At 69.9% G+C, this 12,119-nt stretch carries 12 protein-coding genes and 2 pseudogenes; 6 read left to right on the forward strand and 8 right to left on the reverse strand.

Translation table 11 applies throughout. From position 1 onward, the window contains the following. Positions 1-71 precede the first annotated feature (71 nt). On the forward strand, positions 72-902 hold the full coding sequence (locus tag OP79_RS21415; RefSeq protein ID WP_033321916.1) for an endonuclease/exonuclease/phosphatase family protein: 831 nt from the start codon (positions 72-74) through the stop codon (positions 900-902). A 102-nt stretch (positions 903-1,004) separates the two neighbouring features. Further along, positions 1,005-1,130, forward strand: a pseudogene (locus OP79_RS54015) (IS5/IS1182 family transposase); the annotation flags it as partial. A 64-nt stretch (positions 1,131-1,194) separates the two neighbouring features. Here OP79_RS54015 and OP79_RS21420 read toward each other — a convergent pair. The 4 genes from OP79_RS21420 to OP79_RS21435 form a co-directional block, all read right to left on the reverse strand. Then, positions 1,195-1,578: a hypothetical protein gene (locus OP79_RS21420; RefSeq protein WP_211270839.1), complete on the reverse strand. Its 384-nt coding sequence runs from the start codon at positions 1,576-1,578 to the stop codon at positions 1,195-1,197. Continuing rightward, positions 1,566-1,850 (reverse strand): hypothetical protein, encoded by a 285-nt coding sequence (locus OP79_RS21425; protein ID WP_189322995.1) that lies wholly within the window; start codon positions 1,848-1,850, stop codon positions 1,566-1,568. The genes OP79_RS21420 and OP79_RS21425 overlap by 13 nt, the downstream gene beginning before the upstream one ends. An 87-nt stretch (positions 1,851-1,937) precedes the next feature. Beyond that, on the reverse strand, positions 1,938-2,684 hold the full coding sequence (locus OP79_RS21430) for a PP2C family protein-serine/threonine phosphatase (RefSeq protein ID WP_033321917.1): 747 nt from the start codon (positions 2,682-2,684) through the stop codon (positions 1,938-1,940). 77 nt (positions 2,685-2,761) lie between these two features. Continuing rightward, the gene (locus OP79_RS21435) at positions 2,762-3,082 is read right to left on the reverse strand and encodes a GYD domain-containing protein (RefSeq protein WP_033321918.1); all 321 of its coding nucleotides are present in this window, start codon (positions 3,080-3,082) and stop codon (positions 2,762-2,764) included. Between the two features lie 263 nt (positions 3,083-3,345). Between OP79_RS21435 and OP79_RS51905 the strand changes: the two are divergent. Both OP79_RS51905 and OP79_RS21440 read left to right on the forward strand, forming a co-directional pair. After that, positions 3,346-3,486, forward strand: a pseudogene (locus OP79_RS51905) (IS5/IS1182 family transposase); the annotation flags it as partial. A 344-nt stretch (positions 3,487-3,830) separates the two neighbouring features. After that, entirely contained in the window at positions 3,831-5,219 is a 1,389-nt protein-coding gene (locus tag OP79_RS21440) for a PAS domain-containing protein (RefSeq protein ID WP_033321919.1), read from the forward strand. Between the two features lie 79 nt (positions 5,220-5,298). On the opposite strand, the gene OP79_RS21445 is transcribed toward OP79_RS21440, so the two are convergent. Continuing rightward, complete coding sequence (locus tag OP79_RS21445; protein ID WP_033321920.1) at positions 5,299-6,054, reverse strand: SIS domain-containing protein; 756 nt, start codon at positions 6,052-6,054, stop codon at positions 5,299-5,301. Positions 6,055-6,401: 347 nt separating this feature from the next. Here OP79_RS21445 and OP79_RS21450 point away from each other — a divergent pair, with 347 nt between their 5' ends. Both OP79_RS21450 and OP79_RS21455 read left to right on the forward strand, forming a co-directional pair. Beyond that, on the forward strand, positions 6,402-7,094 hold the full coding sequence (locus OP79_RS21450) for an iron-dependent transcriptional repressor DtxR (protein WP_033321921.1): 693 nt from the start codon (positions 6,402-6,404) through the stop codon (positions 7,092-7,094). A gap of 682 nt (positions 7,095-7,776) precedes the next feature. Next, positions 7,777-8,646: an alpha/beta fold hydrolase gene (locus OP79_RS21455; protein WP_033321922.1), complete on the forward strand. Its 870-nt coding sequence runs from the start codon at positions 7,777-7,779 to the stop codon at positions 8,644-8,646. A gap of 44 nt (positions 8,647-8,690) precedes the next feature. On the opposite strand, the gene OP79_RS21460 is transcribed toward OP79_RS21455, so the two are convergent. The 3 genes from OP79_RS21460 to OP79_RS21470 form a co-directional block, all read right to left on the reverse strand. Continuing rightward, complete coding sequence (locus OP79_RS21460) at positions 8,691-10,298, reverse strand: hypothetical protein (RefSeq protein WP_033321923.1); 1,608 nt, start codon at positions 10,296-10,298, stop codon at positions 8,691-8,693. Then, complete coding sequence (locus OP79_RS21465) at positions 10,295-11,086, reverse strand: ABC transporter ATP-binding protein (RefSeq protein ID WP_033321924.1); 792 nt, start codon at positions 11,084-11,086, stop codon at positions 10,295-10,297. The genes OP79_RS21460 and OP79_RS21465 overlap by 4 nt, the downstream gene beginning before the upstream one ends. 200 nt (positions 11,087-11,286) lie before the next feature. Next, entirely contained in the window at positions 11,287-11,967 is a 681-nt protein-coding gene (locus tag OP79_RS21470) for a bifunctional DNA primase/polymerase (protein ID WP_033321925.1), read from the reverse strand. Positions 11,968-12,119 lie beyond the last annotated feature (152 nt).

Genomic DNA, 12,119 nt, shown 5'->3' on the forward strand with positions numbered 1-12,119 from the left:
CCGCTCGGACTTCGTTCAACCGGTTTTTGGGTACGCCACGAATCTGCGGACTCTGGGAGGGCGGGCAGCGCATGCGCGTGGTGACGTGGAACCTGTGGTGGCGGTTCGGGCCGTGGGAGCAGCGGCGGAAGGCGATTCTGGCCGTGCTGCGGGACTTGCGGCCGGATGTGGTCGGGCTGCAGGAGGTGTGGGCCTGTGGCGGAGAGAACCTGGCGGAGTGGCTGGCGGACGAGTTGGGGCTGTACTGGACGTGGGCCGCTTCGGAGGCGCCCGAGTGGTGGCAGCGGCGGCTCGGGGACTCGACGGTCGACTTGGGCAATGCCGTGCTCAGCCGGTGGCCCGTGGTGGACCGGGCGGTGGTGCGGTTGCCGGCGCCTGACGGGGAGGACGACGGGCGGCTGGCGTTGTATACGCGGCTGGACGCGCCGACGCACCCGGTGCCCTTCTTCACCACACACCTGACCTCCCTCACGCACGCTTCGGCCGTGCGATGCGAACAGGTCCGCGTTCTCGCCGGGTTCGTCGCGGATCATCGTGGCGGGACGGCGTTTCCACCGGTCGTCACCGGCGATTTCAACGCCTGGCCCGACTCGGACGAAATCCGGCTGTTCGGCGGCTACAAAACGGCACCGGCCTTCCCCGGTCAGGTGTTCCTCGACGCCTGGGAGTACGCGGCTCCGGGGATCCCGGCGGCCACTTGGGCCGCGGCCAATCCCTACATCAAGCCCGGCAATCCCGACGTCCGCCTCGACTACATCCACGTCGGTCCACCGGGCCCGGACGCCCTCGGCCACGTCCGCTCGGTCCACCGCGCGGGCGACGGCCCCGTCGACGGCGTATGGCCGTCCGACCACGCAGCGGTCGTCGCGGACCTGGCGCCAGTCCCGGTACCGCGCCCCTAAGAGGTCGCGCAGACAGGCGCGGTGATGGCACCTCGGTCGCAAGGCAGGCACAGGTCCTGGCGATCATGGAGTTGCGACGCTCTGTGATCACCGGGGAGACCTGTGCCTGTACTGCCATCACGGCTGACCGAACCACTCTGGGGCCAATTCGTGGTCCTGCTGCCCGAGCGGCCGGGCTACCACCCGGACCATCCGCTGGGCTGCCACCGCCCACGCATCAGCGACCGGGCGCCCCTCGGAGTGCGCGGGATATACGCCGATCCGGCTTGCTGTCGCGGGATAGCGGTTTCCGTCACGGTGCCGAGCATTCCGGGTCGTCGACGATCACCGCGTTCGCCGGAATGATCACGACGTCTTCCTTGTCCTCCGCCTGCTCGAACTTTGTGGTGGCGTAGCCCCGCTTGCCGTCCCCGACACACTTCGTGGCGAGGTTTCCGAAGCCGTCCGGGAAGTTGTAGACCTCCGCCGCGGTGTCCTCGCCCGCGTTTCCCTTCACCGGGGCGTCGCCCTTGCCCCGCTCGTCGTCGTGCTCCTGGGAGCAGCCGGTGAGCAGGACGGCAAGCAGCAGCGCACCGCAGGTGGCGACGCCCGCTTGCGCCGGGCGCCGACGGCGCTGACAAGGCCGCGGGCGGCGCTTCCCCGACCGCGGCCCTGCCCGCATGCTCAGCTTGCGCATGACTTGTCCTCGACGATCTGGACGTTCGACGGAGCGCCGGCGTTCGTCGTGACGTACGCGCGGAAGCCGTGCCCCACGCACTTGGTGGCGAGATTCCCGAAGCCGTCCGGCATGTTGTACACCTCGGCCGGGCTGTCGTCACCCTCACGGCCCTGCACCGGGGCGTCACCCATGCCCCGCTTGTCGTCGTACTCCTGCGAACAGCCCACAAGAAGGCTTCCCGCAGTCAGCGCCAGGGCCGCGGCCCAGACCGATGCTCGTACACGCCTCATCAGGAGTCCCCCGTACCGCCAAATCGGATGGTGTCCTTGAAGACAGCGCGGTGGCCTGGCCCGGTTCCCCTGTTGGGCACGAACCGGCTAATCGTCCGAGACGCGTACGAGCGCGAGTGTGATGTTGTCGGGGCCGCCTGCCTCGATGGCGGCCTTCCACAGCTCGAAGACGGCCCGGGCGTCGTCGTACTCCCGCAGCAGGCGGTCGAGGACGTCGTCCGGCAGTGGGTCGGTCAGGCCGTCGGTGCAGATGAGATACGGGTCTCCGGGCGCCAGGGGCGAGGCCGTCAGGTGAGGGGTGACTTCGCGGTACCGCAGGGCGCCGCCGAGCGACTGTGTCAGCAGGGAGGTGGTGCGCTGCCCCGGTTCGAGCGGCGGGTTGTCGTCCACGCTCACCTGGCGCAGTCCGTCCTGCGGGGCGGCGAAGACCCGGCTGTCGCCCACGTTGAACGCCAGCAGCGATTCGGGCATCACGACCACACCGGCGACTGTTGTGCCCATGGTGGCGAGATCGTCGCCGTGGACGCCTGCCGCTTCGTATATCTCGCGATTGCAGGTGTGCAGCGCATCACGGACGGCGTCCTCGCTGTTCAGGACGGGTCCTGTCACCGCGAGTCGGTGGGTGACGAGGGCACTGGCCACCTCGCCCCCGGGATGCCCGCCCATGCCGTCGGCGACCGCGACGATCAGGGGTGTACCGAGCGGGAACACCAGCGTCTGCGGATTTTCGGTCACGGTGCAGGGCAACGTCCACGGGCCGATGACAAGGCTGTCCTCGTTCCGGTCGCGGATCAGCCCGGGATGGCTCAACGCGCTCACAGTGACGTGCGGCACCGCATGCCACCGCCTTCATTCAGCGACCTGGATGATTATTGCGATGAGGTCCGCGTACCCCCTGGAGGAGTCGTGCGTCATGCTCCAGGCGCGCGGTACTCCACTTTCTGTCGGACCGCCTCGTCGATCTCGTCGGGCGACAGCAGGACGACCGTGCTCGTGCGTACGCCACCGGCCGCCGACGTAACCAGACCCATGGCCACGGCAGAGGTGTTGCTGGGCAGGTCCACGGTGATGTAGGCGTCTTCGTCGCCGAAGGCCCAGTACATCGACTCGACCCGACCCCCGAGGCTCTGGACCATGCGGTCGACGACCTCGCGACGCGCTGTACCGCCCTCCTTGAGCAGTCCTTGCAGTCCATCCACGGTCAACTTGACCTTGAAGAGGTATTTCGACATCGGCTCGGTCTTTCATTTAAGTCCAGTACATCCAGGTAATTGCATTTCCTCCCTATTTTCCTTCCGAGGTGCGCTCACCGTCGCGAGCAGGGGCGCCGTACGGCTTACTGCCGCCCGACCGATGCTCCTGCCGGCCCTCCGCGGTCACGCCGACGGACTTGGAGGTCGCGCAGACAGGCGCGGTGATGGCACCTCGGTCGCAAGGCAGGCACAGGTCCTGACGATCATGGAGTTGCGACGCTCTGTGATCACCGGGGAGACCTGTGCCTGTACTGCCATCACGGCTGACCGAACCACTCTGGGGCCAAATCGTGGCCCTGCTGCCCGAGCGGCCGGAGTGCCACCCGGACCATCCGCTGGGCTGCCACCGCCCACGCATCAGCGACCGGATCCTCTTCGACAAAAGGAGGCCGCAGGCCCCTTAGGGGGCGGGGCTGTGACATATGCGGCTCCGCCGCGATGGGGGTCCCCCGCTCATGGGGGTCCCCCGCTCGAGCGAAGCCGAGAGTGGGGGAGAAGCCGAGAGTGGGGGAGCGACCAGCCACAACGAACCCGCAGCTTCGAACTGCCCTCCCAGCGGAGCGCTTCCGTTTCTGGCGTGCAACGATTTTCTTCAATCTTGTGGGAACCCGGTGTGTGCTGCGTCACGTTCGAGTTGAATGATTCCTAGTGAGTGATTCGCAGTGAGGGAACTGACGCGCGGGCCTACCGCGCACGACACGCCGACACGGCCTGCAGGGGGTGCCAGGTGAGTGCTTCCCGGCGTAGTGGGACCACGGACGAGCTGGGGCCGCAGGAGCCCGAGCGGGACGGGTCCGATCTGCTTGCCGCTTTGCTGGACGGGATGGACGCCGCGCTGTGCGCTTTTGACGCCGACGGAGTCGTGACCCACTGGAACCGTGAGGCGGAGCGGATTCTCGGGTGGAGCGCGGACGAGGCGGTCGGGCGGCACGGGTTCGCCGGGTGGGCCGTACGGACCGCGGACGCCGAGGAGGTCGAGAGCCGGCTGATGTCGGTGATGCACGCCCCGGGCCGGCAGGTGAACGAGTTCGCGCTGCTCACCAAGGACGGCGGACGGGTCCTCGTACGAACCCAGTCCGCGGCCGTGCGCGGACCGGACGGGAAGCCCGCGGGCGTCTACTGCGCCTTCAGTGAGGTGCACGCGCAGATCGATCTGGAACGGTCGATCGCGCTGAGCGAGGCGTTGCTCGAGGACGCGTCGTGGGGTGTCGTGCTCGTGGACGCCGATCTGCGGCCCGCCGTCGTCAACGCGCACGCGGCTCGCGCGCTGGGCGTAGGGCGTACGACCGTACTGGGACGCCCGCTGGGCGAGTTGCTCGCGCAGGGTGTCGAGGAGTTGGAGAGCGCGCTCACGCATGTGCTCGCCGAGGGGGCGCCGCCCGCGCCCGCCGAGATGTGGGTGAGCGTGCGTACGCCGGAGGGCGAGAAGCGGCGGTGCTGGCGGAGCGGCTTCCTGCGGCTGTCCTCGCCGCTCGCGGAAGAGCCCGTTCCGCTGGGTGTCGGCTGGCTCTTCCAGGACGTGACCGAGAGCAAGCAGAGCGAGCAGGAGGCCTCGCAGCTGCGGTTCCGGGCCAACCAGCTGCACCGCGCCGCGCGCGCGGCGGCCGAGTGCGAGGACCCGGCCGAGGCCGCTGTCGTCCATCTGGACTTCTCGCTGGCCGGGTTCGCCGACCACGCGCTGATCGACCGGGTCTCCGGCGCCGCCGTGCCCGACGGAGAGGGGACGGTGCGGCTCGTACGGGTCGCCGCCACGCCCTCGGGCGCTCCGGGCCCCAGCCTGCCCGCCGACGGACGCGCCGGACTGCCCGTGCGGTACGCCGAGGGGCATCCCGCCCTCCAGTGCGTGGAGCGGATCGGTCCCGTACGGGCGAGCGCGGGCGCGTCCGATCCCGACCAGGTCCGCGAGTGGGCCATCGCCCGGCAGTGGCCGGCCGACGCGGTGCACGCCCTGTGCGCGGTGCTGCGCAGCCGCGGCCGGACCTTGGGCGTCGTGACGTTCCTGCGGGGCGCCAGCCGTACGCAGTTCGAGCGGACCGACGCGATGTACGCGGAGGATGTCGGGGTACGGATCGCCGCGCTGCTGGACCTGGCGGAGGAGCGGCGGGAGCGGGACTGAGCCGCGCCGCCGCCCAGGAGCCGCGGCGCACCACCGCCCGCCTCACCGCCGAGAGATGATCCGGCTCACCGCCGGTGCCTCACTGCCGATAGAAGATCCGGTCCGCGTACTCCTCGAAGACGCGGCCGTTCCACTCGTGGCCACCGTCCACATTCCCCGAACGCAGCAGCGGGGGCTCGATGCCACGGTCCGCGAGGGTGCCGGCCGCCGTGGCCATCACCGCCTGGAGCAGGGCCGATGTGACGACCGTGGAGGCGGGGGCGAAAGGGGCGGGGACGGTGTCGAGGGTGAGTTCCGCGTCGCCGACCGCGATCTTCGAGTCGAGTACGACGTCGCAGTGGTCCTTCAGGTATGTACCCGAGGAGTGCCGGGACTTCGTCTCGGAGCCGTAGGCGACGGACGTGACCCCGATGACCTTGAGGCCGAGTTCGCGGGCGTGCAGGGCCATCTCGACGGGGAGGGCGTTGCGGCCGGAGAGGGAGATGATCACGAGTACGTCGCCCGCGCGCGCGGGGCTCATATCGAGGACGGCGGTCGCGAGGCCGTCGACGCGTTCCAGGGCGGAGCCGAGTGTGGCGGGCATGACGTCCACGCCGACGGCACCCGGTACGGCGAGCAGGTTCATCAGGGCGAGGCCGCCCGCCCGGTAGACGACATCCTGCGCGGCGAGCGAGGAGTGCCCGGCGCCGAAGGCGAACAGTCGCCCCTCGGCGGCGACGGTGTCGGCGATCAGTGTGCCGGCGGCCGTGATGGCCTCGGCCTCCTCGTCACGCACCCGCTCCAGCAGTCCGATCGCGGCGTCGAAGAACCGCCCGGCCAGCTCGCTCCCGCTCATCGGCGAAGCCCTTTCGAAGTCGCGTCGGTGTCGCGTCGGTGAACCCTTCGGTGAGCCACTGAAGGTGAGCCGCTGAACCGGGCGCCCCACCACAGCCGTACTCCCGTCGTGCCGCGGATCCGCAGATCCGCAGATCCGCAGATCACGTTGCGGTCTGGACCAGTGCGCTGTCAATACGGCCACGGGGCGGGTTCGGCGGCGGTCCCAGTACTGCCGTGGGAGCAGTTCCGTCATGGGTTCCTGCCGCGCGGCACGGTTGTCACCGGGATGCGTCAGAATTGACGTCAGGGCCAGCGCACACGCCGGTGAGCCACTCAGCCTCCGGCAGATCTCATCGAGGGGCACGTATGTCCGGACTGATCGACACCACGGAGATGTATCTCCGCACCATCCTCGAGCTGGAAGAGGAAGGTGTGGTCCCCATGCGCGCCCGTATCGCCGAGCGGCTCGACCAGAGCGGGCCGACCGTCAGCCAGACGGTGGCGCGGATGGAGCGCGACGGCCTGGTGGCGGTCGCCAGTGACCGGCACCTGGAGTTCACGGACGAGGGCCGTCGGCTGGCCACGCGCGTGATGCGCAAGCACCGCCTCGCGGAGTGCCTGCTCGTCGACGTGATCGGTCTGGAGTGGGAGCAGGTGCACGCCGAGGCCTGCCGCTGGGAGCATGTGATGAGTGAGGCGGTCGAGCGCCGCGTCCTGGAGCTGCTGCGCCACCCGACCGAGTCGCCGTACGGGAATCCGATCCCGGGCCTGGAGGAGCTGGGCGAGAAGGACGGCGCGGACCCGTTCCTGGACGAGGGCATGGTCTCGCTCGCCGACCTGGACCCCGGGACCGACGGCAAGACAGTCGTCGTACGCCGCATCGGCGAGCCCATCCAGACGGACGCCCAGCTGATGTACACGCTGCGGCGGGCCGGCGTGCAGCCCGGCTCGGTGGTCAGCGTGACGGAGTCGGCGGGCGGCGTCCTGGTGGGCAGCGGCGGCGAGGCGGCCGAGCTGGAGGCGGACACCGCTTCACATGTTTTCGTAGCGAAGCGCTGACGCCGAGTGATCGGGCGGGTTAGGGTTCCAACCTCCATGCAGGGATCGCTGAAGGGGTGACTCCGGCATGCGGCGGTTGCCCCGGGCGCCCATCAGGGAGGTGCGGGGCAATGGCCGGTCACCCCAGCCACTGTGGTGAACGGACGCACCACGTTCATCGAAGCCATCGATGACCCGACTGCCAACTCGCCTTTCTTTGCGGGCAGTTGACCAATCCGAAGCGCAGCGAATTCACGGGTTGCGTGTAAGTCTTTTCTTGGGAGGGGGGAGGCATATGCATCGCGGAACGTTCGAGGGCCCCGGCGCCCTGCGGCGCCGGGGCCTGTCCTCCCCTGTGCTGACCCGGAGCCCCGAGCTCCCAGGGTCATCCCCTTCGGACCGATTTCCCCGAGCGGCCCGCCTCCCGCTGAAGATCTCCCCTCGGCGGCGGCGATCAATCCCTGAAGGGTGTCACTCGAAGGAGGGGTGTTACCGTGCAAGGACCTCGTTTTCGAACGGACATTCGATAACGTGGGAGTAACGGAACCCCCGCACGGGACGCAGGAACATTCAACGGGCACAACCAGCGAGCACAAGCAGCGGCAACAACCAGCAGGAGCAGCGGTACGACGAGCCAGTACGAGCGCGACGGCCGACTCGTGCGGGACGAGCGGGCCGAGTGGATCAAGGGGGGTGCCAACGTATGGTGCGGCGCATCGACGTGACCGGAGCGGGCGGCGTAAGCCTCGCCGCCTGGGAGTTCGCCGATCCTCCCAAGACCGGGGAGGTCGAGCGGACGCCGGGCGTGCTGTTACTGCACGGCCTGATGGGCCGTGCCTCACACTGGGCGTCCACCGCCCGCTGGCTCTCCGAGCGGCATCGCGCCGTCGCACTCGACCAGCGCGGCCACGGCCAGAGCGACAAGCCCTCCGAGGGCCCGTACACACGTGAGGCATACGTCGACGACGCCGAGGCCGCGCTCGAACAGCTCGGTCTCGCCCCCGCCGTCCTGATCGGTCACTCCATGGGCGCGCTGACCGCCTGGCAGCTCGCCGCGAAGCGCCCCGACCTCGTGAGCGGCCTGATCATCTGCGACATGCGGGCCTCCGCACTCGGCGCGGCCTCACAGCGCGAGTGGGAGGAGTGGTTCAAGTCCTGGCCCGCCCCCTTCGCCACGCTTGCCGACGTCCGCAAGTGGTTCGGCGAGGACGACCCCTGGGTGGAGCGCCCGAACCCCTCCCGCGGCGAGTTCTACGCCGAGGTCATGGCCGAGTCCGACGACGGCTGGCGCCCTGTCTTCGAGCCCGGGCAGATGCTCAAGGCCCGCGAGACCTGGGTGTACGACGCCCACTGGGAGGAGCTGGCCCAGGTCCGCTGCCCCGCCCTCGTCGTACGCGGCCTCGACGGCGAGCTCGGCCGTGCCGAGTCCCAGGAGATGGTCCGCGTACTGCCCCAGGGCCAGTACGCGGAGGTCGCCGACGCCGGCCACCTCGTGCACTACGACCAGCCGGACGCGTGGCGGGCGGCGATCGAACCGTTCCTGGACGGGCTCGCTCCGCCGGGGGCGCGGTGAAAAAGCGAGCGCCGAGCCCCCTCACCCGTAAGACGCGCTCCGCCTCACCCTTTGCTGACCGCCGCCAGAATCTCCGGCAGCCGCCGTGCCGTCCGCGGTGCGGCGAGCCGTAGTCCCAGCAGGGTGATCCCCGCGCCGTACGCGGTCCCGAGCGGCAGCAGCAGCCATGTCCAGTCCTCGCCGCCCGCCGACACATGCAGCCAGATCGTGAGCGCGATGACCGGTGCGCACAGCAGGGCTGCCGCGACCATGCCGCCGAAGATGGAGATCCAGGCGAGGCCCGCCTGCCCGGGGGCCACGTTCTTGTAGCCCTCCTGCGGGATCGAGTACGGGAAGCGCGCGGAGGACCAGGCGCCGGTGGCCAGCATCGCGCCGAGCAACGCGAAGGACAGGCCCAGGACTTCGGGCAGGGCGGGCCAGTCGCCGAGCATCGCCGTGGTCAGGACCGTCACGAGCGTCGCGTACGGGAGCGTGATCAGCAGGAGCGCCAACGCCCGCGCCCGCAGCTCGACATACGCGTCCCGCGTGGAGGAAATGGTCAGCGCGACCATCCAGAACGCGGACGTGTCCTGCCCGAACTGGTTGTACATCTGGATCCCGAGCATCCCGGCGGCGAAGCAGGCGAAGTAGATCGAACCGGTGCCCTGCAGCGCGTTGAACACCGGCACGATCAGCCCGATCGCGAGCGAGGTCACCCACGCGGCCTTCGTCTTCGGGTCGCGCCACACATACCGCAGGCTGCGTTCCATGACCGTGCCCGTGCGGCCCGCGGGCAGCAGCCGGGACAGGCCGGACGAGCGGCCCGCCTTGTCCCGCGTGGGCTCGGCGGCCTGGAGCGTGGAGCCGTCCGGCGAGGTCATCAGCCGGGTCAGACTCCGCTGCCAGAGCGCCAGCAGGGCCACCAACGCCCCGGCACTCAGGACGAGTTGGGCGACTCCAGTGGCGTACGAACCCTCGTTCACCGAGTCCACCGCGCCGATCGCCGAGGCGGGCGGCACCCAGCGCAGCACCTCGGCCGCAGGGTCCAGCGTCGACAGGCCGGACGAACCGAGCTTCTGCGCCCCGAAGTTGACGAGCTGGGCGCCCACGGCGATCACCAATCCGCTCAGCACGGCGAGATCGCGGCCTTTACGGCTGGTCAGCAGCTGGATGTTGGCCGTCGCGACGGCACGCGCGAGGGCCACGCAGACGAGCAGCGCGAGGACGATCGCGACGACCCCGGTGACGTACGCGGCCGTGCTGTGCGCCATCGCGATCACGGAACCGGCGAACATGCACAACGTGAACAGCGGCCCGATACCGACCAGCGAGGCCACCAGCAGGGCCCGCACGAGCGGGCGCGGGCGCAGCGGCAGCATCACAAGGCGGGTCGGGTCGAGCGTCTCGTCGCCGCCGGCGAAGAAGAGGGGCATCACGGCCCAGCCGAGCGCCAGGACGGCGGTGAGCAGCACGGTGACGCTCGCCGCGTGCGTGTTGCCGCGCAGCGCGATCAGGCCGATGAGCTGGAGCGCGGCGAAGAGCAGCACGACGACGATCGACGCGACGTACGCGGCCCGTCGTCCGGCCGACTGCCGCAGACCGTTGCGCAGGAGGGACAGCTTCAGGCGTACGACGACGGGGGTGACCGAGCCGACGGAGGCGGTCGTGCTCATCGGGCGCCGCCGCCCAGCCAGTCGAGGTCGGAGGCGGTGTCGCGGCTGTTCGCCCCGACGAGTTCGAGGAACGCTTCCTGGAGGGAGCGCTCCGAGCCGCGCACCTCGGCGAGCGTGCCGTGGGCGCGGATACGGCCCGCGGCCATCACGGCGACCCAGTCGCACAGCGACTCGACCAGCTCCATGACGTGGGAGGAGAAGACGACGGTGGCGCCGGAGGCGGTGTAGCGCTCCAGGACGCCACGGATCGTCTGCGCGGAGACGGGGTCGACGCCCTCGAACGGCTCGTCCAAGAAGAGGACTTCGGGGTTGTGGAGGAGTGCGGAGGCGAGCCCGATCTTCTTCCGCATCCCGGTCGAGTAGTCGACGACGAGCTTGTGCTGGGCGCCGGCCAGGTCGAGTACGTCCAGGAGCTGGGTGGCCCGCTTGTCGACCTCGGCACCGGGCAGCCCCCGCAACCGCCCGGTGTACGCGAGGAGTTCCCGCCCCGAAAGCCGCTCGAACAGCCGCAGCCCCTCGGGCAGGACACCGATACGGGCCTTGACCTGAGTCGGATCACGCCACACGTCATGCCCGACGACCTCGACGGACCCCTGGTCGGGCCGCAGCAGCCCGGTCACCATCGACAGGGTGGTGGTCTTCCCGGCCCCGTTCGGCCCGACCAGCCCGATGAACCGCCCCGCGGGCAACTCCAGATCAACCCCCGCAACGGCGACCTGCTCCCCGAACCGCTTCCACAACCCCTGCACGCGCACGGCGACTTCGCCCACGTCGGCTCCCTCCGTCATGAGTGCACGATACGGGGAGGGGTCCTGTAAGAGCGCCCCGTAAGGGGCGCGGGGAACTGCGCGCTCAGCCACGTATAACCCGCAGGTAGATGTGTACCCGACGGGGCAGCGCCCCTATTAGGGGCGCGGGGCTGTTGTCGATTTGCGGCTCCGCCGCGTGGGCGCGACCAGCCACGACGGACCGCAGCCTTCGTACGGCCCTACCCGCGAAGCGACCGCCGTACGTCCCGACCACATGCGTAAGCGATAGGCGAGATCAACTCCTCCACATCAGGCAACCACCGGTTGGTGGGCGTGGGCCGACAGGCCCACTGAACCCTCCCGTGCGCCCCGGACCGCGTAGGCGGCGCAGCCACATACGTACCCTCACCGAGCACATCCAGATCGAGGGAGGCAAGCGGCCACCCCAGCTTCCGTACGAGATCGGGCACCTTCGCAGCGGCACCCGGCAGTACGAAGAACTGCACCCGCCGGTCCGGTGTGCAGGTCACGGGCCCGAGCGTCAGCTCCATGCGCCGCATGCGGGCGAGCGCGAGGAACCCCGCCGTCTCCGGGACGGAAACCGCGTCGAACGTACGGCCCGTAGGCAGCAGGATCGATGCCGTCGGCTGCTTCGCCCAGAGTCGGCGCGCGGCGGTCGCACTGCCCGTGGCCTGTGTCGGCCAGTCCTCCCGCGCCGGATGCGCGCCGGGTGCGATGCAGGCGGGCTCGCCGCACGAGCAGCGCTGCACCCCGTCGACGGCTTCCAGCCAAGTGCCGGGAAACACGTCCCAGTGGCGCTCCTCGGCATAGCGCACGGCGATGTCCTGCAGTGTTTCCAGTGCTTCCCCACGCTGCTTGGGGATCCGCGCGGCTTCGGTGCTGGTGATGGTCTCTTCCATGCACAGCTCAACTCCCGCACCCACCGGGCGTTACGGCCCCTGCGTGCGCGGTGGGGGAGCACCGTTTTCGCATGTGGGGCGCATGGATGCATGGGTGGGGGCGCGCACGGGCAACGGCAGCGGGGGCTGGGTAGCCACGTGTGGGGTACGGC

Source organism: Streptomyces yerevanensis (genome assembly GCF_000716805.1).
In the GTDB taxonomy this organism is placed as follows: domain Bacteria; phylum Actinomycetota; class Actinomycetes; order Streptomycetales; family Streptomycetaceae; genus Streptomyces; species Streptomyces flaveus.

Excerpts from the sequence above, each read along its gene's own strand:
- OP79_RS21415 (WP_033321916.1), top strand. The coding sequence starts at position 72 with ATGCGCGTGGTGACGTGGAACCTGTGGTGGCGGTTCGGGCCGTGGGAG.
- OP79_RS21420 (WP_211270839.1), bottom strand. The coding sequence starts at position 1,578 with ATGCGCAAGCTGAGCATGCGGGCAGGGCCGCGGTCGGGGAAGCGCCGC.
- OP79_RS21425 (WP_189322995.1), bottom strand. The coding sequence starts at position 1,850 with ATGAGGCGTGTACGAGCATCGGTCTGGGCCGCGGCCCTGGCGCTGACT.
- OP79_RS21435 (WP_033321918.1), bottom strand. The coding sequence starts at position 3,082 with ATGTCGAAATACCTCTTCAAGGTCAAGTTGACCGTGGATGGACTGCAA.
- OP79_RS21445 (WP_033321920.1), bottom strand. The coding sequence starts at position 6,054 with ATGAGCGGGAGCGAGCTGGCCGGGCGGTTCTTCGACGCCGCGATCGGA.
- OP79_RS21450 (WP_033321921.1), top strand. The coding sequence starts at position 6,402 with ATGTCCGGACTGATCGACACCACGGAGATGTATCTCCGCACCATCCTC.
- OP79_RS21455 (WP_033321922.1), top strand. The coding sequence starts at position 7,777 with ATGGTGCGGCGCATCGACGTGACCGGAGCGGGCGGCGTAAGCCTCGCC.
- OP79_RS21460 (WP_033321923.1), bottom strand. The coding sequence starts at position 10,298 with ATGAGCACGACCGCCTCCGTCGGCTCGGTCACCCCCGTCGTCGTACGC.
- OP79_RS21465 (WP_033321924.1), bottom strand. The coding sequence starts at position 11,086 with ATGACGGAGGGAGCCGACGTGGGCGAAGTCGCCGTGCGCGTGCAGGGG.
- OP79_RS21470 (WP_033321925.1), bottom strand. The coding sequence starts at position 11,967 with ATGGAAGAGACCATCACCAGCACCGAAGCCGCGCGGATCCCCAAGCAG.